Genomic DNA, 22,873 nt, shown 5'->3' on the forward strand with positions numbered 1-22,873 from the left:
ACACGAGAAGGAAGCGGGGCACAGGGCGATTACGTTGTTTTTGGGACCGAAACTGGAGACTTACATGAACATCAAGATTCAAAAGCTGTTGCCGATCAGCGCTGCTGCCATGTTGTTTGCGTCGTTGGCAACGGGCGCGGTGGCGGACGAGGTCGTCAAGATCGGCCACGTCGCACCGCTTACCGGCGGTATTGCTCACCTGGGTAAAGACAACGAAAACGGCGCTCGTCTGGCGGTTGAAGAAATCAACGCCAAGGGTCTGACGATTGGCGGCCAGAAGGTCACGCTGCAACTCGACGCACAAGACGACGCGGCTGACCCGCGTACGGCAACGCAGGTTGCCCAGAAGCTGGTTGACGACAAGGTCGTTGCAGTGGTCGGCCACTTGAACTCGGGTACCTCGATTCCGGCTTCGAAGATCTATAGCGATGCAGGTATCGTGCAGATCTCGCCGTCGGCAACGAACCCGGCTTACACGCAGCAGGGCTTCAAGACGACGTACCGCGTCGTGGCGACCGATGCGCAACAAGGTCCGGCACTGGCTAACTACGCAGCCAAAGAACTGAAGGTGAAGAGCGTCGCGATCGTCGACGACTCGACCGCTTACGGTCAGGGTCTGGCAAACGAGTTCGAGAAGACCGCCAAGTCGCTCGGCCTGAACGTGGTGTCGCATGACGCGACCAACGACAAGGCTGTCGACTTCCGCGCCATTCTGACGAAGATCAAGGGCGAAAACCCTGACGCGATCATGTACGGCGGCATGGACGCCACCGGCGGCCCGTTCGCGAAGCAAGCCAAGCAGCTCGGCCTGCGCGCGAAGGTTCTGGCGGGTGACGGTGTCTGTACCGACGGCCTGTCCGACCTGGCTGGCGACGCAACCGACAACATCGTCTGCTCGGAAGCCGGTATGGCGCTCGAGAAGATGGCTGGCGGCAAGGCGTTCGAAGCCAAGTACGAAAAGCGTTTTGGTCAGCCGATCCAGATCTACGCTCCGTTCACGTATGACGCTGTGTACATCATTGTCGATGCTATGAAGCGTGCTAACTCGACGGATCCGGCAAAGATCCTGGCAGCAATGCCGACGACCGACTACAAGGGCGTGATTGGCGAAACGACGTTCGATTCGCACGGCGACCTGCAGCACGGCGTGATCTCGCTGTACGACTACAAGGGCGGCAAGAAGACGCTGCTGGACGTGGTCAAGATGTAAGTTTTTGCCGCATGACGGTGGGCGTTTTGCCTGCCGTCTGCCGGACGATTCAAGGCGTGCATTCTTTACGGAATGCACGCCTTTTCTTTTGGGCGCGCGCATGAGAATCTAACGATCGGACAAATCAAAAACAGAGAGAGGGGGGCCGACCATGACTCGCACAAACGACGATATGCGTCGCTGGATTGCTGAAAATCTTTTGCTTGGGGCGACCGCGCAGTCGCTCCACGCTGCCATGCTCAACGAAGGCTTTGATGCCGACGAAGCAGCGCTCGAAATCAACACCGCACTTGCCAGCCCCTATCTGCAGGGTGGCGCGCGCTTGCGCAATCGTTTGCGCAAGCGCGACTGGACCTTATCCGTATATGGCCAGCTAAGCCGCATGCGCGCGAGCGGCGCCGCGGTCGAGCGGCGCGAGCGGCTCACGCGCGACGAATTCTTTGAGCAGTACTACTTTCAGAACCGGCCGGTGATTATCACGGGCGCATTCGACTCATGGCCGGCACGCACGCAATGGAGTTTCGATTACTTTCGCGCGCGTTGCGGCGATTGCGAAGTTGAAGTCCAGTTTGGCCGCGAATCGGATCCGAACTACGAGATCAATCAGCCGAACCTGAAGCGCACAATGCCGTTCCGCGAATATGTGGATCTGGTCGAACGCAGCCGGCCGACCAACGACTTTTATATGACGGCGAACAACACGTCGATTAATCGCGCCTCGCTTGCGGCGCTATGGGAAGACGCGCCGACGATTCGCGAATATCTCGACCCTGCGTCGCCGGATACGGGGTTTTTCTGGTTTGGACCGGGCGGTACCAAGACGCCGTTTCATCACGATCTCACCAACAACTTCATGGCCCAGGTGATTGGGCGCAAGCGGATCAAGCTGATTCCGATGTCGGATACGCCGTATATGTACAACCACTTGCATTGTTATACGCAGGTGGACGGCAACGCGATCGATGCGACGCGGTTTCCGGCTGTGCAGCAGGCGAACCTGATCGAATGCACGATCGGGCCTGGCGATCTGCTGTTTCTGCCGATCGGATGGTGGCACTACGTGGAAGGACTCGAGCCGTCCGTCACGATGACGTATACCAACTTCGTCGTACGTAACGACTTCTGCAATACCTACGACACCTATAACGAACTCTAGGCGCGCAATGCGCTGTATTTCCCGCCTGATTGCGTTTGCCGGTGCGCAATAAAAACCGGCGGACCGGTTACCCGGTCCGCCGCCCCCTGGTACTGCTTCTTTTAATTGCCGTCGTTATTTCTTGGGCGCCAGCACGCCGAGCAGGCCGCCTGAGCTACTGCTCGAGCTACTGCTGCTGGAACTATTGCCTGAGCTCGAAAGGGCCAGTCCACCTGTCAGCGAACTCACCAGTCCTGTGATTGGCGTCAGCAGACTGGCGGCGGCACTGGCGCTGCCGCTTGCGGAGCCGGATCCGGACGCGCTCGCCGAGCCGGAGATCGAAACACTTCCCGTCACCGAACCCAGTGCGCCGGTCAGCGAGGAAACCGCTGAGGTGACTGGCGCCAACGGATTGCCCGAGCCGCCGCTGGCGCCGCTGAGGGCACCCGTCAACGACGAGGTCACCGTGCTCAGCACGCCGGTAATCGGCGCAAGCGGGCCACCCGAGCCACCGCTTCCGCCTGTCAGGCCGCCGCTCAGCGTGCCGGGCAGGGCTGTCAGGATGCTGGTGATCGGCGCGAGTGGGTTGCCGCCCAGCGGGTTGCTGCCGGTGCCACCTACCAGCAGACCGCCAGCCGAAGTGACGGTATTGCCGAGCCTGGTGACGACGGTACCGAGATTCTCGCCGACCGGGTTGCCGGTTGCTGTGCTGATCTTGTTGCCGGCGCTATCCAGTCCGTGGCCGATCGTCGACAGCAGGCCGTTCAGCGGCGCACCGAGCCCGGTGGCCTCGCCGACGGTTTGCGTCGTCTGCGCGAGAGTCGAGGTGATCGGCGTGATGGCGGTGCTGACCGAGGTCGTGAGCTGCTCGATCGGACCGGTCGAAAGCGTCTTGCCAAGCTGGGTGCCGAGTCCGGCGACGGCAAGGCCAACGGTGGAGACGGTGCTGCCGAGCGGTGTCGTCAGTGGACTGAGCGCAGCTGTCGGGCCGCTGCCGAGACTCGTCACGAGTTTCCCGGCGCTGTTGACTGCCTGGCCCGCGTCGTAGACAAGGTTGCCGCTGCTCGAGATCGTGATGCCCAGCGGATTGCTCGACAGGCCGAGCTGGCCGAGGCCGTTCGTCGCGCCCATGCCAACAGCGGTGACGCCGTTGCCGACGTTCGACAGGATGTTGCCGAGCGCCGTGGTGGTCGCCGAGTTGCCGCCGGGCAGCGGCGTGAGGCCGATCTGGCTGCCCAGTGAGGAGACGGTCTGGCCGGTCGACGAGACAACGTTGCCCGCGTTCTGGATGACTACGCCGACGGCGTTGGCGCTGGGGGTTGGTGTTGGTGTTGGCGTTGGCGTCGGCGTTGGCGTCGGCGTCGGCGTCGGAGTCGGAGTCGGAGTCGGAGTCGGAGTCGGAGTTGGCGTTGGCGTTGGCGTTGGCGTCGGCGTCGGAGTCGGAGTCGGAGTCGGAGTCGGTGTTGGCGTCGGCGTCGGCGTCGGCGTTGGGGTCGGCGTCGGCGTCGGCGTCGGTGTGGGCGTCGGAGTCGGAGTCGGAGTCGGTGTCGGTGTCGGTGTCGGCGTGGGCGTCGGAGTCGGAGTCGGAGTCGGAGTCGGAGTCGGAGTCGGAGTCGGAGTCGGAGTCGGAGTCGGAGTCGGAGTCGGCGTCGGCGTCGGCGTCGGAGTCGGCGTCGGAGTCGGCGTCGGAGTCGGCGTCGGCGTCGGAGTATGCGTGCCCGTACCCGAGCCACCGCCTGCACCCGCGCCCGAACCCCCGCCTGTGCCAATTACGCCACCGCTCCCCGAGCCGCTACCCGTCGTCGGCGGCTTATTGACCGTGGAGCCGCCGCAGCCTTGAAGTACCATCACTGACGACACGCACATGGCGATGGCCGTCATCTTGAAATTGCGATTCATGTTTATGCTCCCCCTGATTGAACCAGTGGGGGAGCTAACTGCAAGGCCTATGCCATTTGTGCGGAGCGCCCTGTCGTGCAGAATAAATCGATAAAAATCAAAGCGCTACGACTCTCGTCAGAGTCATCGATGAGTGTCGCAAGCATTGATGTGTCGCGGAACGGGATCGTGCGGCAAGCCCATGTAACGTAACGTAAGGCTGCACGTTTCGGACGCTGCCACGAGCCGTTGACCGGCTCGCTGCGCCCGTCTCCCTCAGATCTTCAAACGACGCAATACCTTCGGCCCGGCGAACGCGATCACCGCCGAACATATCGCGACCACGGATAGCCCGATCGGCAGGCCGGTCACCTGCGCGACCCCGCCAATGATCACCGGCCCGAGCAGTAGTCCGAAATAAGCGAGCCCCGCGACATGCGCAAGCCCTTCCGCCGCATGAATCCCTTCGACCCGCGCGGCCGCCGCGAATAGCACCGGCATCATGTTGGCCAGCCCGAGGCCCATCAGCGTGAATCCTGTCAACGCTGTGAACGAGTAGGGCAACAGCAGCGCGCCGATCATCCCGGCACACGCCAGCGACGCGCTTGCCATCACCAGCTGCGGGGCGCCGAAGCGGGCGCGCACGGCATCGCCGGCAAAGCGGGCCGCCGCCATGCCGCCCGAAAACGCCGCGTACGCCGCGCTCGCGAGCGCCGGCGTCGCGACGACGACGTCGCGCATGTAGACGGTGGCCCAGTCGTACATCGCTCCTTCGGCGATCAGCGCCACCAGCGCAGTCGCTCCGAGCGCCCACAGCGCCGGCGAGCGCCAGCGGTTGGCGCGCGGCGGCGCGGCATCCGGATGATCCGCCTGCGGCACATGAGGCAAAACCGCGGGACACGCCACCAGCAGCACGAGCGCACTCAGGATGGCAACGAGAGCGAGATGAACGGCCGGCGCCATGCCACGTGACAGCAACGCTCCGCCGACGGCGGCGCCCACCATCCCGCCTACGCTGAACATACCGTGCAACTGGGACATGATTGGCCGTCCGAGCGTCTGCTCGACTGCGCTCGCTTCGGCGTTCATAGCCACGTCCAGCGTTGCCATTCCGGCGCCGAAGACTGCCAGCACAACCAGCAGCATCCAGTAAAACGGAACTATCAGGATCAGCGCGGCGCAGACCGCCATCGCAAGGCCGCCGGCGAGACACGCGCGGCGTGTGCCGACCCGCGCAATCCATGAGGCGTTGGTCGCCATCGCGGTGATCGAGCCGCCTGCCACCGCCAGCAGTGCGATCGACAGCAGCGCTGGATTCAGATGGAAGCGGTCGCGCACGGTCGGCACGTGCACCCCCCACGACGCGTACATCATCCCGGCGATAAAGAAGAGCGCCATCGTTGCATAGCGGGCGCGCTGCAACGAGGTGGCCGGCAGATCGCGATGGGCGGCGGGAAGCGCGGAAAGGTCGGGGGAACGATCGGACACGGAAGTCTCGTTGGCATAAAGCGAAAACGGAACCGGACAATAACGCGAAAGCCGGCTGAAAGCGAAGTTCCGATTCTAACGAAGCGGCCGGCGCCCTGCAGGCGAGCGCTGAATTAATATCTAATTTCTACCGGACCACGGCCGCGCTTTCACCTTGAGCCAGCCGGCCGAATGCCATCCACGCCATCCTTCGAGGACGCGCTCTTGAATATCCCCGCTCACGCGCCGCTTCATCTGCTTCACCGGGTCGCCGCCGGCACGCTCGCGACGCACTCGCGCCAACCGGAGGGATTTCCGTATCCGTCGATCCTGCCGTTTGCCCCGGACGCGCGGCATCGTCCTACGATCCTCGTGAGTCGCCTGGCCGAACACACGCGCAACCTGCAAGGCGATCCCCGTGCGGGCTTCCTGGTCGCGCACGCTCCGGATGGCGACGTGCTCAATGGCCAGCGGGTCACGCTGCTGGGATCGTTCGAGACGGTCGAGCCGACGCCTGCCGTGGTGGGGCGTTACCTGCGCTATCACCCGGACGCCGAGCGCTACCTCGCGCTGGGCGATTTCAGCTTCTGGGTGATGACGCTCGAGCGGATGCGTTATATCGGTGGCTTTGGCGCGATGGGCTGGCTCGATGGCAGTGAACTGGATCCGTTCGAACCACTCGGCTTCGACGAAGAGCGTGCATTGCTGGAGTTTTTCGACGCACATCCGCAGCGGCCGGATCATCTTGAATTAATTGGCATCGACCGCTATGGCGCGGATCTGAAACACGAAGGTGCACGCAGCCGCTTCACATTTGACGAGGTCGCAAAAAATGCCGACTCCTTGCATGCCGCACTAAAAGATTGCATCACGCGAAACGTGAAACGATCGTGACTAGAACTATTGCGGGAAAACACCCAGACGCGATGCATTTCGACTATTTATTTCGCCTGCTCGCAGGCTGTTCGCGGAAAGCTCTCATGCCATGAGATGTTCCGGTGCAAATGGCATATTAATTTCCATATTTTGGGAGTTAATTCAGATATTTACTCATAGCCGAGTTCGCTTTTTCGTAAGCTGCGAAAGAAGATGTAAATGAAAAACTTGCTGACTGTGCCGTTTCCTGAAATTTTTCGAAACGAAACATAATTAATTTAAGAACTGGACTTTTCCACGCTTTCTATTTTGTGTTAATCTCGCCTGCAAATTCCGAGGCATGAACACCTTTCAAAGGGCAAACCGGCTTAGACTGGTAGTCACTTATCTAAACCACAAGGGAACCTATGTCTTCCTACAAGGAACTACTCGCACAGCGAGAGAAGCTGGAACAGCAGATCGAAGAAGCAAAGTCGCGTGAATACGCGGAAGTGTTGAACGAGATCAAACAGAAGATGGCTGACTACGGCATTACGCTTGCTGAGTTAGGCGGCGGCCGTGGTAAGGCAGCGAAAGTGGGCCGTCCGCGCGCTGGTGTCGCGCCGAAATACCGTGATCCGGATAGCGGTAGCACGTGGTCGGGCCGTGGTAAGCCGCCGCGTTGGATCGCCGGTCAGGATCGTGAGAAGTTTCTGATTCAGCGTTAATTGCAGTATCCCTGCGGGCGCATTAGCGCGCCCTCGGCCGAAGAACCGCGCAACCTTAAGGTGCGCGGTTTTTTTACGTCCATGTTTGGCTGTCGGACCGATCTCCAGCTTCGCATTCCGTGACTTGCGGGAGCGTATTCCATTGAACCGGAACGCGAATACTTCCCGTTTAGATAAGCATCTGATTTAAAAGAGAATTTTAAGGGATTCCGCAGATTGTCATGCGAGCGCGGTTAGAATCCACACATTGAAAAACCGCATCCGCTCGCATGCCCGCCACCTTCGCCGCCCAATCCGCAGAAAAACATCACGTTGCGCGCAAAAGCACGTTTGTCAGTATCGCGCTCAATTCGGTGTTGATGACGCTGCAAATCGTCATCGGGATGATCGCCCATTCGCAGGCACTGGTTGCCGATGGCGTGCATTCGCTTGCTGATCTCGTTTCGGATTTTGTCGTACTAATCGCCAATCGGCATAGCGGAGCAAAGCCGGATGCGGATCACAATTACGGGCACAGCCGCTATGAAACCGTGGCTTCGCTGTTTCTCGGCGCACTGCTAATTGCGGTCGGTGTCGGCATGCTATGGCGCGCCGGAGCGCGGCTGGCCGATTTGCAGGATATTCCCGCCGTTCACCTTAGTGCGTTAGCCGTTGCTGCGCTGGTGCTGGTTTCGAAAGAAACACTGTTTCGTTATATGCTGCGCGAGGCCCAACGGGTGCGCTCGGCCATGCTGATTGCCAATGCATGGCATGCGCGTTCGGACGCGGCGTCGTCGCTGGTTGTTGCGCTCGGCATTATCGGCAGTCTGGCTGGCGTGCGACTTCTCGATCCAATTGCAGCGGCGATTGTCGGTTTCATGGTCGCGCGTATGGGCTGGACGTTCGGCTGGGATGCGCTGCAGGATCTATCGGACCGCGCACTCGACGATGCCGCTGCCGCCGACGTGCGCAAACTGCTGATGTCGACGCCGGGTGTGCGCGATGTGCACGAACTGCGCACGCGCAAGATGGGTGACTTCGCGCTCGTCGACGCACATATCCTGGTCGACCCGCTGATCTCTGTATCGGAAGGTCACTACATTGCTGAGACGGCCCGTGCGCGCGTCCTCACTGACAGCCGGGTGCTCGATGCGCTGATTCACGTCGATCCGGAAAACGATGCGCTGGCGCGACCGCCTATCGGATTGCCGCCCCGTGAGCGGGTCGTCGCGGAGGTCGAGGCGGCGTTTGCTGAACGGGGTGAGCGGGCGGCGGGCGTCAATATCCATTACCTGAGCACTGGCCTCGATGTCGACGTGACGCTAGCTGCCAGCGCGCCCAATGCCATTGAGAGCGACGCACAGCGACTCGCGCATCTTGATCTGGCAGAACTAAAGAGCCGCCTGGGCGTGCGGCATCTGAGCGTATTGCGGGCTATTGCACTGGATGAGCAGGCTGAAGCCGCGGCGCCGGAGCGTCATGACATTGCCTAGCGCGGTAGCGCCGGGCAGGTGAAGACGGCCGGCCTGGCTGGCGTCGCCATCAGAATCTCAAAGCGGTAGTTGCGTATCGAACTTGATTTCCCGCAGCACGACGCTTGTGCGCACTTGCGCGACGGCCGGAATCTTAAAGATGCGTTCGTGCAGAAACGCGTCATACGCCTTGATGTCCGGCGCGACGATCTTGAGGATGTAGTCGGATTCGCCGGTGGTGCTGTAGCACTCGGTCACTTCAGGACAGGTGGCGATCTCGCGTTCGAACTGTTCAACCCCGCCTTCCGTGTGCCGCGTCAGATGGATGTGAGCGAGCGCGCACACGTGCAGCCCCAGCTTTTCGCGATCCAGCAGTGCTGTGTAGCGCTGGATCACCCCCGATTGCTCCATGTCCTTGATTCGCCGCCAGCATGGGGTGCTGGAGAGACCGACCTGGTCGGAGATTTCCTGCACCGAACGGCGAGCGTCAAGCTGCAGCAGGCGCAGGATCTTTTGCGAGAACGTATCGAGTGTCAACTGCGCCTCCGTTGGCGTGCCGTGGCTCTAATAGTAGAGGCGACGAAAACGAAACGCAATGCAAAACGGCTCTGACGAGGGAGATTACCTAATTTGCCGGTTTGGTAGCGGCGTTTTGCCCTGAGCCGTCCCCATCTTTTGGGACTGTTTCCGCCGCTGCATGAGTGGCGAGAACGACCTGGCCAGCGCGCAACTCGGCGAGCATGTTGCAGAACAGGGCGCCTTGCTCGATCGCGTCGTCGAGGGCGACGTGGGTGTGCGGATGGTCGTCGAACCACCGCTGCGGCAGGCGCGGCTTGATGCACTTGCGATAGGGCAGACCGGTCATCGCGAAGGCGAGCGTCTTGATGTCCAGCGCAGACCATGAGAATGGGCAGCGGCCGGTGAAACGCATCATGTACCAGAACATGAACGTGAAATCGAAGCCGGCCGGCATGGCCACGAAGACCGGTTTGCCCGGCAGCGCTTCAACCCACGTTACGTAGGCATTCAAAGCCGTGGCGGGCTGCTGCAGATCGAGACGGCAGGCGGCCCACGCCTCGGGCTGGGTTTTCCACCACGCCTCCTGAACCGGATGGGCGGTCGCACCTTCCAGCGTTTCCAGGTTCGCAGAGAAAGTGCCGATGAGTTGCTTGTCTTCCGTGTACGCGGCCGAGGCAAAGCTGAGCATGGAATGCGGGCCGGGGATCGGGCCGTCCGCTTCGACGTCGGTGCTCACATAGATTTCGGCGCTCATACGCGCACTCCGTCTGCGACGTACGGATTCGTGCGGCGCTCGGCGCCGAACGTCGAGGTGGGCCCATGACCCGGCACGAAGGTGACGTCGTCGCCGAGCGGCCAGAGCTTCTCGCGGATGGCGCGAATCAGATCGGCATGATTGCCGCGCGGAAAATCGGTGCGGCCGATCGAGCCTGCAAACAGCACATCGCCAACCAGCGCGACCCGATGCGCGCGGCTAAAGAAGATCACATGGCCCGGCGTATGCCCCGGGCAGTGATAAACCTCGAGCGTCTCATTGCCGAACTGAACCGTGTCGCCGTCCTGCAGCCAGCGGTCCGGTTCGAACGCCTGCGCTGCAGGGAAGCCGAAACGCGTGCTCTGGGCGGGCAACTGATCGATCCAGAAACGCTCGTCGGGATGTGGACCGTCGATCGGGACGCCGTAGTGCGTGGCCAAGGCTTTCGCGCCGGCGCAATGATCGATGTGACCGTGCGTGAGGAAAACCTTTTCGACCGACACGTTTTGCCGCTTGACCTCATCCTGGATGATCTCGAGATCGCCGCCTGGATCGACAACGGCGGCGCGTCCCGTCGCCTCGCAAACGAGCAGCGAGCAGTTCTGCTGGAACGGGGTGACGGGGATCAGAGTGACTTTCATGAGGACGGTGGGCCGCAGCAAAAACGTTAATTGTACCGGCGTGCCGAGCCCTCCGCCGATATGCCAAATGGCTGGTCCGCGATGCCTATTTTTGCAGCAATAGTGAAAATTCATCAAAGCTATCAAGCGCTTGTCATCCCAAAATTGTGTTTTGGGTATAATGCGGTCATGTGTACGGGAAACCGTGCTGCCACAGGGCGATGCGTCCCCATTCAGAATGGAGCGCTGATCGTCGTCAAGTAAGTGCCGTCGGTGTTGTCGACGGCAAATCCAGCATCGGATGCGTCCGATGCGCACGTCTCGTCCAGCCAGGTGCCACGCGCCTGCAACGGCCTTCTGCCGTGACGCTGGGTGGGGCCTACGCCGCCGTTCCTGCGCGCTGTTGTCTGGCGCGCAAGAACGTGTTTGCCACGTTCGATGGCGGCTTGTGGGGTCTGGTCAGGCTGCCGGGGACAGGTTGCGCCAGACGTGAAATTTAACCGTGCGGGAGCGGCAGAGTATGCCGCGTGCGGGCTTCGGCGTACTGCGCTTTTTTGCGCGGCGCGTGGTCGTTCGTTTTCCGCCGGAGTCGCAGCAACACGCAGCTATCGCGTGATGCGGCTCGACATTGTGATTGCACGTCTTATGAAAACTCGGTCATCCCGAAGTATGGGGAGTCTTTTTGCCTTTTTTGTGCTCGCAGGGTGCGCCATGCCCCCGAACGCAGCCAACGAGGCAAGTAATCCGCCGCTCAGCACGAAGAGCGCGCAAGCAGGCAGCGCCGATACGATGGCGCCGCAGGCCTTCGGAACGCCAGCTGCATCGGCTTCTGATGCTAACGGCACGTCGCTCGCCGACGCCCAGCCGCTCACCGAAAACGGTCCCAATGTGGCCGGCTTCCACGAAACCGGACGCGCGTCCTGGTACGGCAGGTTCTTCCACGGCCGTCGCACGGCGAACGGCGAGCGCTACGACATGCACGCGCTGACAGCCGCGCACCGCACGCTGCCGCTCGGTTCATACGTTCGCGTGACGAACCCGGCCAACGACAGTTCGGTCATTGTCCGGATCAACGACCGCGGCCCATTCGCGCGCGGCCGGATCATCGACCTCTCGCTGGCGGCTGCTACCGCGCTGCATATGCAGCGGGCGGGCACGGCGCGCGTGCAGATCGTCGGTCTGACGCCAAAGGAAGCCAAAGCCGAACAGGCCGAGACGCTGGCATCGAATACGAACGACGTCAAATGATGTGACTGGAGCGAGCGGTGCGTGCATGCACGTCTGCTCGCCCCCGGTGTTGCAAGACGCGTGGGCTCTGCTCGCGCGTTTGTCCGCACTCAAGGGCCGCTTGCGCGGCCCTTGTTCTTACTCGCTATCTTCCCCGTCCTTCTTCAAGGCCAATGCGCGGGTGTACAACGCATTGCGCGATGTTCCCGTGATAGCCGCCGCGACTTTCGCCGCGCTACTCACCGTCAGCTCTTCCAGCAGGATGCCCAGCAACGCGTCGTGATCGTGCTCGCCCGCGGTTTCCTGTTGAGCGCCTTCCACCACCAGCACAAATTCGCCACGCTGCCGGTTCGGGTCCGCCGCCAGCCACGTTGGCCCTTCGGCCAGGGTGCAGCAATGCAGCGCTTCATGTAACTTCGTCAGCTCACGTGCGATCAATAGTTTGCGCGCGCCGCCGAATGCTTCGGCCAGCGCTTCGACTGTTTCTACGATGCGATGCGGCGCTTCGTAGAAGACCATGGCGTGAGGATGCGTCGCGAGCGGTTGCAGTGTTGCAGCGCGTTGCTTTGCCTTTGGCGGCAAAAAGCCGAGAAACGAGAAGGTCGCGACCCAATCACCGGCGGCACTGAGTGCTGTGGCCAGGGCGCTCGCGCCGGGCAATGGAATCACGGGGAAGCCGGCTTCACGCACGGCGTCGACGAGCTTCGCTCCGGGGTCCGAAATGCCGGGAGTGCCGGCGTCGGACACGTAGGCGACGCGCTCGCCCGCTTGCAGATGTTCGACGATGCGCAGTGCCGCGGCGCGCTCGTTGTGCTGATGCACGGCTAGCAGCGGTTTCGAGATGCCGTAGCGCGCCAGCAGTTGGCCGGTATTGCGCGTGTCCTCGGCGGCGATGCGGTCCACCAGTCCGAGTACGTGCAGCGCGCGCAACGTGATGTCCGCGACGTTGCCGATCGGCGTCGCCACCACATAGAGCGCGGCAGCAGGATATTGCTGCCCTTGCGCAAGTTCGGAGAGAGGGGTCATGAGACAGAAGACGCAGACAGACAAAGCAAGGCCGACATTGTGCCACGCAGAGCCGGAGCGCCCGGCGCCCCGTTCCGGCGCTCACAACTTTTTGGGACGCGGAGGGTCCAAAGACGTCGGAGCCGCCTTCGAAGCTCACGCACTCGCCTTTTTGCAGCGCCAGCGGTTGCGTTTCGTAGCGCGCAACGTGGCGTGTCGCGGCGGAGAGATCGATCTGGTGATGCGCGAGCGTGACGGCTCGCTGGTGTTCGTCGAAGTCCGGGCGCGTGCGCGCTGGCACTATGGTGGCGCGGCGGCCAGCGTTGGATGGCAGAAACGTCAGCGGTTGGTGCGTGCTGCGCGGCATTATCTGGCGACTCGCGTGAGGGTCGTACCGGCGTGTCGTTTCGATGTCGTCGCGTTCGAATCGGGGCGACTTGTCTGGTTACGCGATGCCTTTCGTGCAGATGAAGTCTGAGCCACGCTGCGGATATCGCGCCTGAGTGCGATAAACTTGCGCTCGCGTACGAGTGACACGGCGAACGCGTCCCAGGCGGTTCCGGTGACGCATCGGCGTTGCCTGCACCGTCAGCCAGAATAACCTGTCTTCACAACACGGCCGCGCGCAGCGGTCCATACGCGGCAAAAGATAGAGACTCGATGTCAGTCGAACGTATTCAACAGCACTTCCGCGACAACGCGGCAGTTACAACCGAAGCTCTCGAAACCCTCTCGATGCCGATCGCCGCTGCGATCGACACGATGTTTATGGCGCTTGCCAACGGCAACCGCATTCTTGCGTGCGGCAATGGTGGATCCGCGGCCAACGCGCAGCATTTCGCGGCCAAGCTGATGGGCCGTTTCGAGCGCGAACGTCCAGGCTTGCCTGCCATTGCGTTGACGGCCGACACGTCGATCATCACCGCGATCGCCAATGACGACGCGTTCGAGCAGGTGTTCGCGAAGCAGGTCTGGGCATTCGGCCAGCCTGGGGACGTACTGCTTGCCATCACGACCTCGGGCGATTCGGCGAACGTGCTGGCGGCGATCGCGGCGGCGCACGAGCGCGAGATGATCGTGGTGGCGTTGACCGGCAGGAGCGGTGGCAAAGCGCACGACGTATTGGGCGACACCGACATTCATATTTGCGTGCCCTCAGATCGCACCGCGCGTATTCAGGAAGTGCATTTGCTGACCATCCATTGTCTGTGCGACGGCATCGATGCCATGTTGCTGGGCGAAGACTGATTCCGAAGGAGAGCTAGTTAATGAGCGTATTCCGCATCAAGACGACACTGGTGAGGACCACACTGGTGGTGGGGCTGGCGGCAGGGCTGTCCGCGACGTTGCAGGGTTGCTTCCTGTTGGTGGCCGGCGCGGCCGGTGGCGGTGCGCTGGTTGCGACCGACCGGCGCACGCTTGGTGCGCAGACAGAGGATCGCGAGATTCAGGTGAAGTCGATCGCGCAGATCAACCAGAACCTGCCGGATCCCGCGCACGTCAACGTGTCGGTTTTCAATCGGCGCGTGCTGCTGACCGGCGAAGTGCCTGACGATGCATCGAAGCAGAAGGCCGAGCAGATCGTGCGGTCGCTCAACAATGTCACGTCCATTGTCAACGAGCTGACGATCGGGCCGGCTGCCGACCTGTCTTCGCGGACCAACGATTCGTACCTTGAAACGCGGGTCAAGACCGCGCTGATCGCCGAGAAGAACATTTCGGCGAACAACTTCAAGGTGGTGTGCGAGAACGGCTCGGTGTATCTGATGGGTCTTGTTACGCGCGATGAAGGCGCCCGTGGCGCCGACGTGGCGAGCCGCGTGCCGGGTGTGACGCAGGTGGTGAAGGTGTTCCAGTACATCCTGCCGCAAGACGCAACTGCGACGAGCGCGCCGGCGGCCAGCGCGCCGGTTGCGTCGCAGCCTCCGCCGACGCCGGATGCGACGGTGGGTGCGGTGCCCGATTCGTCGGTGAGTTCGCGTCCGCTGGAGCAGCAGTCGCCTGCGCCGGTGACGAATTCAAGCCCGGTTCATCCGGGGAATCCGGCGGTTAGTCAATGAAGTTGCGGGGCTTGATGCGGCGTTGCGTGGTTATGCTCGGGGTGCGGAAGTCGGGGGCTGTGGTTGTTGCTCTGGTGGGGTTTGCCGGGTTGGTGACGGCGGCGTGGGCGGATGATGCACCGCGCGGTCAGATGATCGCGCGCGCCAATGCTTGCATGGGCTGTCACGCGGTGGACCGCAAGGTCGTCGGGCCTTCGTTTCAGCAGATCGCGGCGAAGTACAAGGGCGATGCGCAAGCGCCCGCGAAACTTGTGAACAAGGTTAAGGATGGCGGTTCGGGCGTGTGGGGTGTTCTGCCGATGCCCCCGCACCCGGCGATGAGCGATGCGGATATCCGCACGGTTGTGGATTGGGTGCTCGCCGGGGCGCCTTCCAGGTGAGGTTTTGTTGGGCCTGGCGGCTTGGCAAAACGGAAAAACCTTGTGCTAGAATCGTTTGTCGTTGGGGGGGTAGCTCAGCTGGGAGAGCGTCGCGTTCGCAATGCGAAGGTCGGGAGTTCGATCCTCCTCCTCTCCACCAAGAAAATCAAAGGGTTACAGGCGATTTGCCTGTAACCCTTTTGTGTTTTTGCGGTCCATGTAACCGCTGTGTAACCGGATTTGGTCAGCGTAAATCCATCCAGATCTGCGTGATGCGTTAGGCTACCGGCTTTGCAGCAACCGCAGATCATTACAGCATGAGCGCCGACGCTTTCAAAAAATACAGCCAGTCGCCACAGAAACGAATCGCGTTCCTTGAGCTGGTCGAGTACTACGTCAACCAGAGTCCGAGGTGGACCCCCGCTGACGGGGCGTTGCTGGTTAACGGCCTCATTCCCTCCCCGCAAGGCCGCAGGGACATTCCAGTGGCTGAAGGCGAAGCACGCCAGCTTGACGATCCCAGTCTTCCCGCTACCCTTCAGCAGCTACGAGGTGCGAAGCGCGTACTTGAGGACTACTTGGACCATGTCAGGGATGGGGATCTGCCGTCCGGTGATGAGGTGCTGTCGGATCACTTCCTGAAGTGGTGCTACGACAGCGATCAAGCGCCTTGGCACGTGCCTAAGCTACCGGAGTTCCTGCGACACCTCTATTTTCCGGGCTCGAAGGAGCATCCATTCGCGCTATCAGTTGCGGACGAACTGGCATCTTTGAAGCTCGCAGCCAAAGAGGACGCTGCCAGCCGAATAATTAAAACGAGTGGGCCCGGTAAACGCCCAGGACTCTACACGGAGATCCTCCTCGCCCAAGACGAAGCCCGGCAGAAGGGGCTCGATCACAGCGACCCTGATGTTATCTGGGGTATCTTGGATAGGATGAGCAACGACCCCGGCGCAAAGAGCACCCGGTTGCGAGGTAGCGATCGAGAGGGGATTAAATACGTCTCCCCCGAGGGGCCAAAGACCTATACATACAAAGCACTGAAGAAGTATCTAAGCCGGCAGTAATCGACCCGTTATTCCCCGATATTTCCCAATACTCCCCGCTTGATCGACCAACAGTCCGACAGTCTTTACCTTGCACTCACACTTTGTTGAGCCGCATGGATAGACGCTGATGAGGCCATGTTCCATGGCGGCTCGACGAAGTGCATTTCCAACTTCTTGCACTGATCGGAGGCCCCAATGGCAACTGAGCTTGACGGCAACACGTCGCTTCTCGAAAACCATACCGCGTACCCTTGGCAAACCAAGATGTTTGCCGCGCACAACCATATCGAAGAACAAACCGCACGCAAGCGCTATTGCCAGACCGGCAGCTACTTCGGCGTCGTACCCCGGAAGCACACGAATGGTCGTCTCTTGTGGCCCGCAGTGATCGTTACAAAGCATGGTGTGATGGCCGCGAATGACGACGCTATCGTTGGCAATAGTGGTGTCGCATGAACGGCGTGCCAATTGATCCGAATGGGGTGATACCAGACGTGCTCGGCCAGACACATCGCCGGTACGGCAATACCCGTAAAGAAGCGGCGGTTCTGGGCAATGTGCTGGAATGGGTGGAGTCCCGCCCGCGTCTGCGTGCTGCAGTTGCGGGAGGGGGCGTGCAATGAAGGTTCCACACTATCCCTACGACGCATTGCCCAGCCTGTTGGGTGCCGTGTTGCATGAGCGCTCCAAAACTCCCAAGGACGATGCCATCGGTGCTTCGGTGCTTGAAGCCGTCAGTTCTCTCGTTGCATCGGGGCTGGCGGTGTACGAAAAGCCCGAGGGCGGAACCGCGCCGCTTTCGTCGTTTGGAGTCTTGCTGGCATCATCGGGCGCTGGCAAGAGCTTCCACTATGCGCCGCTTACCGAGGCCATTACGCGGTGGTGCGCCAGGCATGCTGCTCAGGACCCGATGAGTCAATACCAGCAACAGGCCGCACATCGTGTGTGGAAAAAACAGGTATCGCGTATTGAGAAGGTCATCCAGGAATGCCTGGCGAACGGCGAGGACATGGAAGTTATCGAGGTCTTGCTGGCAAAGGTTCTGTCGCAGGAGCCACTCCCCGTCGCCAACCAGGCGCTGCTGCAAGACGATGCATCTATGCAGGCGGTGTTGCGTTCCCTGGAGCATTGGTTCGTTTCGGGCTGGATTGTTGACGAGGGTGCGGTCGCGCTCAACATGCTGCGGGCCAAGGACTTTCCCACCCTGGCGAATCTATCCGGGGGTAAGGTGATCCAGCACAGCCGCGTGAGTGAGCCGAGAAAGAAGATCAGGGGTTTTCTGACGACGCTGTTCATGGTCCAGCCTGGGCTCTTCAAAGCGTTTTGCAAGAAGCGCGGCGAAGAGTTGAAGGCGAGTGGCCTCGCTGCCCGCTTTCTGTATCACGCCGTGCTGGATGAGTGGATCGGGTCGGAAGATGCTGGCCATGCGGTTGTTGGCCGTGCTCACGAACAGCATGGAGAGAGAGTGACGGCGATGCTTGACGAACTCCATGCTCGAATCCGGTCCGGCAGGAAAGACCTGCCGTCTGTGACATTCCGCAGGGAATCTAAGGCGCTACTGCGCGAGTTGCACGAGCGGAATCTCCGCTTGATGGCGCAGCCTGACTTTGCACATTGTCGGGACTTTCTGGCCAAGCTGGCGGGCCACATTGCCCGCATGGCCGCCAAGAACCACGTATTTCTGGGGCGAGAAGGAGACGTTTCGAGGGATCTGGTAGAGATGGCGGAGCAGGTCTGCTGGTACCACTTCGAGGCCTACCAATGGATGCACAACCCGCTGGAGCACGAGCCGCAACGGGTGCGTGACGCGGCAACGCTGGCGCAGTGGTTGAACGACCAGGGAGTGCGTCAGTTTGCCTACCACCACGCTGGTAAGGTTGCCATGGTCATTGGCATGACAACAACTCGCCTGCGTAGTGCGGTTGGGGAGCTATTCAACCAAGGCCGCGCACGTATCGTGACGCTGAAAGGGAAGCACTACATCGAGGTACTACCACCAGCCGACAGGCTGGATAACGTTCTAGGCTACGGCGGCGTGTAGTGCCCTGAAGCGCTATGCCCTGGATGTGTGGACGTTTTCGCATATCGGCACAGCGCAGTAATCCCTACCCTTTACATTCATTCCATCGAAAGCCGTCCGGTCCTTGCCGTGAGAATAGTAGAGAAGGATTTCTGGTTTTTATTAGGATTATTAATCAATACGATTATTAACCAATACGTTTTATAGAAAAGGTAACTAGAATTGAAAGACTTTATTGAGACAGACCATGTTGACGACTGGAGCATGCCCAATGCTCCTGACGAAGATCGGCCACTTGATGATCCTGCAATGCAAAGCAGTGACGGTATCGATGCTCAAGCTGACGTCAACCGTGATGAACGGTTCGACGTGTTGGGGATAGTCGAAAATCTTGAACGCAACATGGGCATGGCCCATGGCATTGACGGCAATGCCTATCGGATAGGCGTCAGCGTGAAGGGGCTCAGTGCCCAGATCGAATTCATGCGTCAAGTGATCGAGACGGACCAACTCCCTTACAAAATTAAGCGCAACGCTGACGACACGATAGGCGTTGTGGCTTTAAGGATGGCGGGGTTTATGGAGCTGCTGCCCTCATTCGATCGGTTGATCTTCGATGGGCTGGCCTTGTCCCCTGACTTGGCCTTGTTCCATCGCATATATCCCACGCACCGTATCCGTCAATGCCATGCCGTATTCGGTGCAATTTCAGATGAGCATTACGCGGAAGTCTGCAATGACTTCGTGATGGCGCTGCGTGCCGAAGGCGTGCGTATCGGTATCGCACGGATGATCAAGAACTGGAAGCGCAACGCTGACGAGAACGCAAAGCGCTTGACGGTCTATATCAACGCCTTGCATGAGCGCTATGCGCGCCTGATGGTGGTTCGCCTTGACCTGATGTATCGCCAAGCGGCATGCCAGGATCTTGCACAGGCGATGCAATGGGATGAGCGGCTTCAGGAGCGCAATTACTTGGAGCGCATGGCCTTGGCAAACGGTGATGCAATTAACGATTGTGGTGACGAACTGCCACGAGTGGATATCTTCACCGTGACGGAGGATTGGCGTCACTTCAAGGACAACATGCGCGGCAAGAAATCGTTGTTCCGGCACATGGCGGGCTATGTGTGTTCCATCGAGTTCTCCAGCACGGGCGGACATCACTTGCACGTGGCGTTGATCTTCGATGGTTCACATGTCAAGCAGCATGAGTGGCTGGGCGACCTGATCGGCCAGTACTGGGCGGATGTGACGGGCGGGCGTGGTTACTACCACAACTGCAATCGTGGCAACTACAAGTATCCAGGCACAGGCCTAGTCGACCATCATGACGCGCAGAAGCGCGACAATCTGATGCGTACGCTGATGTATTTAGCAAAAAAAGATCAGTTTGTCCGTGTGAAGGCCTCTCCGAAGAGCAAGACCTTCATGACGGGGCATTTGCCAGAATTGCCCGTCGGGCGCACGGGGCGGCCGCGCACAAAGGGCCAGCCTGAACTGCCAGATGACGGTTTTCCTGATGACGTGGAGGCCGAGGCGGCGTAGGAAATGTCGCATCCGAAATGGTTCGCCAGCCAAGGGAATCATTTTGGATAGGTGTCCTTATGCAAAAAATTGGAACAACACTCATGGATGCTACGAGAGAAACCAAGCGCGTAATTGACGAACTGGCGCTGTTCAATGCCCTTGATGCTTTACAGCCCAGACAACACGACGCAAGAAAGCGCGCCTTCAAGAAGGCCTATCCTCGTATTCTAAGCAAGCTGGCAGAAGGCATCAACGAAACAGACATCATCAAGACGATGGCAGAGCAAGGCGTCCTGCGATCACGCAACACCTACGTCAAGTGGATGGCGGAGTTGAAGGCAAAGGAGGAGGCAGGCATCAAGGAACGATCAGCCGTTCGTGACGCTATGCAACTCGCGAGTGCAGAGCGTCAACTCTAGGTCATGTCGGACGCAACGGTACGTAGTCGAACTGCTGTGACGGCCTGGAACGCCGGCATTAGTTGCGTGACAGCTACAGTACGAATTTTTAATCAACAGCATTGATCCGTTGGCTTAATCGCCAATGAGATCAATCGTCCTCACAGCACGCACTCAAGAACCGTTGGGACTAACAGAGGCAATCGTGCGATCTGACCGTTAGCCACGCTTGGGGGTCAGTGAACTTTTCGCATTTGTCGGTGATGCATACCGCCCGAAGTGGAAGGTCCTTATGCGGGCAATGCGTGCAAGTCCTGAGACTGCTAGGGATCGTTCGATACGCGGATTGGGGATGATGGGGTTTGCCTCCAGCACGGATCCAGAACGATACCTTGCCGAATCCTGCGATATGTCCATATGCCATTGCATTGGAGTCGGCGCCGTGATGAGGCGCCGTCACGATCAGTGGTTTATCCGTCCTCTTGCCAGATAAAAATGAAGTTGCATAGCGGAGGCCGTCACCGAGGGGCGAATCTCCGCAGAACATGATGTCGACGTGCGCGTCATCGCCTGAAGAAAAGAAGACGAGACTTTCCCGATTGGCTCGGGAAAGTGCAATGAAGCGACGAAACGCAACCCCCGTCAGCGTCGGCGGCTCCTTTAACTCCTTTGCATTGAGAGGCTTGAGGAAGTCTTCGCCGCCCGTCGCGATACGATCTTTGGAATAGGCGAGGTAATCGAACCACCGTACAGGGATGCCTTTGTCGTTCGCTGACAGAGCGATTTTCCTGATGCGTTCGGCCGTTTCGATAAGCTCCATTGCGCGCTGCGTGATACCGGGACTCTTGTCCGCCCTCCGGACGGACCGCTTCGCTCTAGAGGCCGATGTCGTCTTTCTGTCCGATTTCGCGGGCCGCAACTCAAGCATCCGGCGCCCTTTCACTGAATTGCCGTCGTCAGAGACGAACACTTCGGATGTGATCCTAGCAAGCTCGCGGTCGATCCTCTCGTTTTCGCCAGCAGACAGGCTTTCTATGCCTTCCCCGTCTTTGATCTCTTCCACCAGTTCCTTGTAGAAGAGGTCGGTTTCCTCAATGAGATCCTTGACGCTTTCTTGCCATGAGCCGGGTAGCCAGAACTCCGATGCAGTTACACCAGTGTGATTGAGCAGGTCCGCCAATCCCCCGGCGTGGTCGTTATCGCTATGTGTACACACTACCACGTCTAGGTGGACATTCGACTCGCCGAGCTGTTTCTGCAGAGCTGGCGCAAGGGCGGACCCAGAATAACCGCCATCCACGAGAATGCGTTTTCCAAGGTACTCCAGTAGATAAGCTTCACCCTTAATCGGCAACGCTGTGATTCGTTTCATTTTATGGATCACGATATTGACGGCGGCCTGGCCCTAGCGCTCAGACGCAACAGGCTTTGTCGAAGCCGGGGGGAGTTTGCTAGTGATGTACTTCGCTGCATACTCGACTTCTGGAAAGATTGTGCTTATGTTTACGTTTACTTTGTCGAGCTGAGCCATAATTTTCTTTTTATTTTCAGAGTTAATGGGGTGTCTACGGATACGAATTCCGAATTTGTTATTGTCCGCAAGGTTGGGCGTCACTCCGTAAATTAGAAATGCGCCTTGCTGCGCCAAAATTCTTCTGTTATTTAATTTTGGCTTAACTGCAATGATGCTCTTCAAATCTTCGACGTTTATTTTGGGTAAGAAATAGGATTTTTCAGCTTTTATGAAATGAAGCAAACGTCCGCCGACCTCGGATTCGGCAAGCTCAGCCGAATCCGCCATACCTCTAATTTCGTCACGCTCATAGCCTCGCAGATTAGCGAGATTCGAGATGCAACTTACTGTATCGCTATCTGAATATCGAACCTTATTTTTTCCGATTGAAAATCTTATAAATTCAGCGTCAGATTTTGGGTTGGAGCAGCAGGCAAAATAAAGCGCAACGAGGGGATTGTAGGTGAGATCGAGTAACCGCGTGGGAAGAGAGTAGTGCTGCATTCTCACTAGTTTCTCAAACGTGGACTCATCGACGTTGAATTCCGATGGATGCAGAGTTAGCAACTCGCGGATGATGTCCTTCTCCTCTTTTCTGTGCTGCCTTTCACGGAATAGGCTCGGTTTGAGCTCGTAGTTCTTATCCGCATGTCCTCGGAAAAAGGCAATCCTCTGTGGCTCCAATGCGGTTTCTTCGATGATTTTAATCATGTCGCTCAGCGAAGCGATCTCTTCATTATTTTGTTCAGGCATATGCGTGGGATTTCCAATCCATTTCGTTATATGAGGCCGACTTCCAACTTCGCGCAGAGGAAGAGGCGCACGAGCAGTACTAACGTTTCGCCGCCGCGCAGGTGCCGTTAACGCAAAACTGCGCTGACGGGTGTGGAGTTAGCCCCGGTTGTAGTTCGCGGGATGGCGAACGTGAACTACGACCCTGCTTCATCCACGACTTCCTCAGTTCTCACTGCGCTTTTCTTGGCATCTCTCAGTCCTTTGTGGCCAACGCTCGCACCCGCGAAGCAAGTCATGGTCGATGGCAAACATGCCCATCGTGGTTGTCGGCACCAGCAGCAAGATTTTTAAGGGGGCGCA

Annotated in this window: 23 protein-coding genes and 1 tRNA gene; 16 read left to right on the forward strand and 8 right to left on the reverse strand. The window is 59.4% G+C overall.

What is annotated here, in order from left to right; translation table 11 throughout:
- Positions 1-64: 64 nt before the first annotated feature.
- Together P3T24_RS18030 and P3T24_RS18035 are read left to right on the forward strand one after the other, a co-directional pair.
- The gene (locus P3T24_RS18030; RefSeq protein ID WP_074263109.1) at positions 65-1,210 is read left to right on the forward strand and encodes a branched-chain amino acid ABC transporter substrate-binding protein; all 1,146 of its coding nucleotides are present in this window, start codon (positions 65-67) and stop codon (positions 1,208-1,210) included.
- 151 nt (positions 1,211-1,361) lie between these two features.
- Positions 1,362-2,366 (forward strand): cupin-like domain-containing protein, encoded by a 1,005-nt coding sequence (locus P3T24_RS18035; RefSeq protein WP_429436505.1) that lies wholly within the window; start codon positions 1,362-1,364, stop codon positions 2,364-2,366.
- A gap of 114 nt (positions 2,367-2,480) precedes the next feature.
- Here the strand turns inward: P3T24_RS18035 and P3T24_RS18040 are convergent, their stop codons facing one another.
- Positions 2,481-4,244 carry a collagen-like triple helix repeat-containing protein gene (locus P3T24_RS18040; RefSeq protein WP_429436507.1) on the reverse strand — a complete coding sequence of 588 codons (1,764 nt, stop codon included), beginning with the start codon at positions 4,242-4,244 and terminating at the stop codon, positions 2,481-2,483.
- Between the two features lie 255 nt (positions 4,245-4,499).
- Entirely contained in the window at positions 4,500-5,711 is a 1,212-nt protein-coding gene (locus P3T24_RS18045) for an MFS transporter (RefSeq protein ID WP_429436510.1), read from the reverse strand.
- 204 nt (positions 5,712-5,915) lie between these two features.
- Here P3T24_RS18045 and P3T24_RS18050 point away from each other — a divergent pair, with 204 nt between their 5' ends.
- From P3T24_RS18050 to P3T24_RS18060, 3 genes are all read left to right on the forward strand, one after another.
- Positions 5,916-6,584: a HugZ family protein gene (locus P3T24_RS18050; RefSeq protein WP_429436512.1), complete on the forward strand. Its 669-nt coding sequence runs from the start codon at positions 5,916-5,918 to the stop codon at positions 6,582-6,584.
- 389 nt (positions 6,585-6,973) lie between these two features.
- A complete protein-coding gene (locus P3T24_RS18055) occupies positions 6,974-7,273 on the forward strand; it encodes an H-NS family nucleoid-associated regulatory protein (RefSeq protein WP_074263113.1) in 300 nt (99 codons plus the stop codon).
- Between the two features lie 269 nt (positions 7,274-7,542).
- Positions 7,543-8,745, forward strand: a complete 1,203-nt coding sequence (locus tag P3T24_RS18060; protein WP_429436514.1) for a cation diffusion facilitator family transporter — start codon at positions 7,543-7,545, stop codon at positions 8,743-8,745.
- Between the two features lie 57 nt (positions 8,746-8,802).
- On the opposite strand, the gene P3T24_RS18065 is transcribed toward P3T24_RS18060, so the two are convergent.
- From P3T24_RS18065 to P3T24_RS18075, 3 genes are all read right to left on the reverse strand, one after another.
- A complete protein-coding gene (locus P3T24_RS18065; protein ID WP_074263115.1) occupies positions 8,803-9,261 on the reverse strand; it encodes an Lrp/AsnC family transcriptional regulator in 459 nt (152 codons plus the stop codon).
- 88 nt (positions 9,262-9,349) lie between these two features.
- Positions 9,350-9,997 (reverse strand): exonuclease, encoded by a 648-nt coding sequence (locus P3T24_RS18070; RefSeq protein WP_429436516.1) that lies wholly within the window; start codon positions 9,995-9,997, stop codon positions 9,350-9,352.
- The gene (locus P3T24_RS18075; protein WP_429436518.1) at positions 9,994-10,638 is read right to left on the reverse strand and encodes an MBL fold metallo-hydrolase; all 645 of its coding nucleotides are present in this window, start codon (positions 10,636-10,638) and stop codon (positions 9,994-9,996) included. Before P3T24_RS18075 ends, P3T24_RS18070 begins: the two co-directional genes overlap by 4 nt.
- A 624-nt stretch (positions 10,639-11,262) precedes the next feature.
- Here P3T24_RS18075 and P3T24_RS18080 point away from each other — a divergent pair.
- Entirely contained in the window at positions 11,263-11,865 is a 603-nt protein-coding gene (locus tag P3T24_RS18080; RefSeq protein ID WP_429436521.1) for a septal ring lytic transglycosylase RlpA family protein, read from the forward strand.
- A 117-nt stretch (positions 11,866-11,982) separates the two neighbouring features.
- On the opposite strand, the gene rsmI is transcribed toward P3T24_RS18080, so the two are convergent.
- Positions 11,983-12,870, reverse strand: a complete 888-nt coding sequence (gene rsmI / locus P3T24_RS18085) for a 16S rRNA (cytidine(1402)-2'-O)-methyltransferase (protein WP_429436523.1) — start codon at positions 12,868-12,870, stop codon at positions 11,983-11,985.
- Between rsmI and P3T24_RS18090 the strand changes: the two genes are divergently transcribed.
- From P3T24_RS18090 to P3T24_RS18135, 10 genes are all read left to right on the forward strand, one after another.
- A complete protein-coding gene (locus P3T24_RS18090; RefSeq protein WP_429436526.1) occupies positions 12,869-13,327 on the forward strand; it encodes a YraN family protein in 459 nt (152 codons plus the stop codon). The genes rsmI and P3T24_RS18090 overlap by 2 nt on opposite strands.
- 182 nt (positions 13,328-13,509) lie before the next feature.
- On the forward strand, positions 13,510-14,097 hold the full coding sequence (locus P3T24_RS18095) for a phosphoheptose isomerase (protein WP_429436529.1): 588 nt from the start codon (positions 13,510-13,512) through the stop codon (positions 14,095-14,097).
- A gap of 20 nt (positions 14,098-14,117) precedes the next feature.
- Positions 14,118-14,909 (forward strand): BON domain-containing protein, encoded by a 792-nt coding sequence (locus P3T24_RS18100; protein ID WP_429436531.1) that lies wholly within the window; start codon positions 14,118-14,120, stop codon positions 14,907-14,909.
- Entirely contained in the window at positions 14,906-15,289 is a 384-nt protein-coding gene (locus tag P3T24_RS18105) for a c-type cytochrome (RefSeq protein WP_429436533.1), read from the forward strand. The genes P3T24_RS18100 and P3T24_RS18105 overlap by 4 nt, the downstream gene beginning before the upstream one ends.
- 63 nt (positions 15,290-15,352) lie before the next feature.
- Positions 15,353-15,428, forward strand: a tRNA-Ala gene (locus P3T24_RS18110).
- A gap of 157 nt (positions 15,429-15,585) precedes the next feature.
- Entirely contained in the window at positions 15,586-16,335 is a 750-nt protein-coding gene (locus tag P3T24_RS18115) for a hypothetical protein (RefSeq protein WP_429436535.1), read from the forward strand.
- Between the two features lie 177 nt (positions 16,336-16,512).
- On the forward strand, positions 16,513-16,773 hold the full coding sequence (locus tag P3T24_RS18120) for a hypothetical protein (RefSeq protein ID WP_429436538.1): 261 nt from the start codon (positions 16,513-16,515) through the stop codon (positions 16,771-16,773).
- 163 nt (positions 16,774-16,936) lie between these two features.
- A complete protein-coding gene (locus P3T24_RS18125) occupies positions 16,937-18,358 on the forward strand; it encodes a DUF3987 domain-containing protein (protein WP_429436540.1) in 1,422 nt (473 codons plus the stop codon).
- A gap of 201 nt (positions 18,359-18,559) precedes the next feature.
- Positions 18,560-19,885: a YagK/YfjJ domain-containing protein gene (locus tag P3T24_RS18130; RefSeq protein ID WP_429436543.1), complete on the forward strand. Its 1,326-nt coding sequence runs from the start codon at positions 18,560-18,562 to the stop codon at positions 19,883-19,885.
- A 59-nt stretch (positions 19,886-19,944) separates the two neighbouring features.
- Positions 19,945-20,286 (forward strand): hypothetical protein, encoded by a 342-nt coding sequence (locus P3T24_RS18135; protein WP_429436545.1) that lies wholly within the window; start codon positions 19,945-19,947, stop codon positions 20,284-20,286.
- A gap of 169 nt (positions 20,287-20,455) precedes the next feature.
- Here the strand turns inward: P3T24_RS18135 and P3T24_RS18140 are convergent, their stop codons facing one another.
- The gene (locus P3T24_RS18140; RefSeq protein WP_429436547.1) at positions 20,456-21,637 is read right to left on the reverse strand and encodes an MBL fold metallo-hydrolase; all 1,182 of its coding nucleotides are present in this window, start codon (positions 21,635-21,637) and stop codon (positions 20,456-20,458) included.
- A gap of 33 nt (positions 21,638-21,670) precedes the next feature.
- Positions 21,671-22,531, reverse strand: coding sequence for an FRG domain-containing protein (locus P3T24_RS18145; RefSeq protein WP_429436550.1), 861 nt, complete (start codon positions 22,529-22,531; stop codon positions 21,671-21,673).
- Positions 22,532-22,873: the final 342 nt, after the last annotated feature.

This window comes from Paraburkholderia sp. GAS33, from assembly GCF_050436645.1.
Taxonomy (GTDB): domain Bacteria; phylum Pseudomonadota; class Gammaproteobacteria; order Burkholderiales; family Burkholderiaceae; genus Paraburkholderia; species Paraburkholderia phenazinium_B.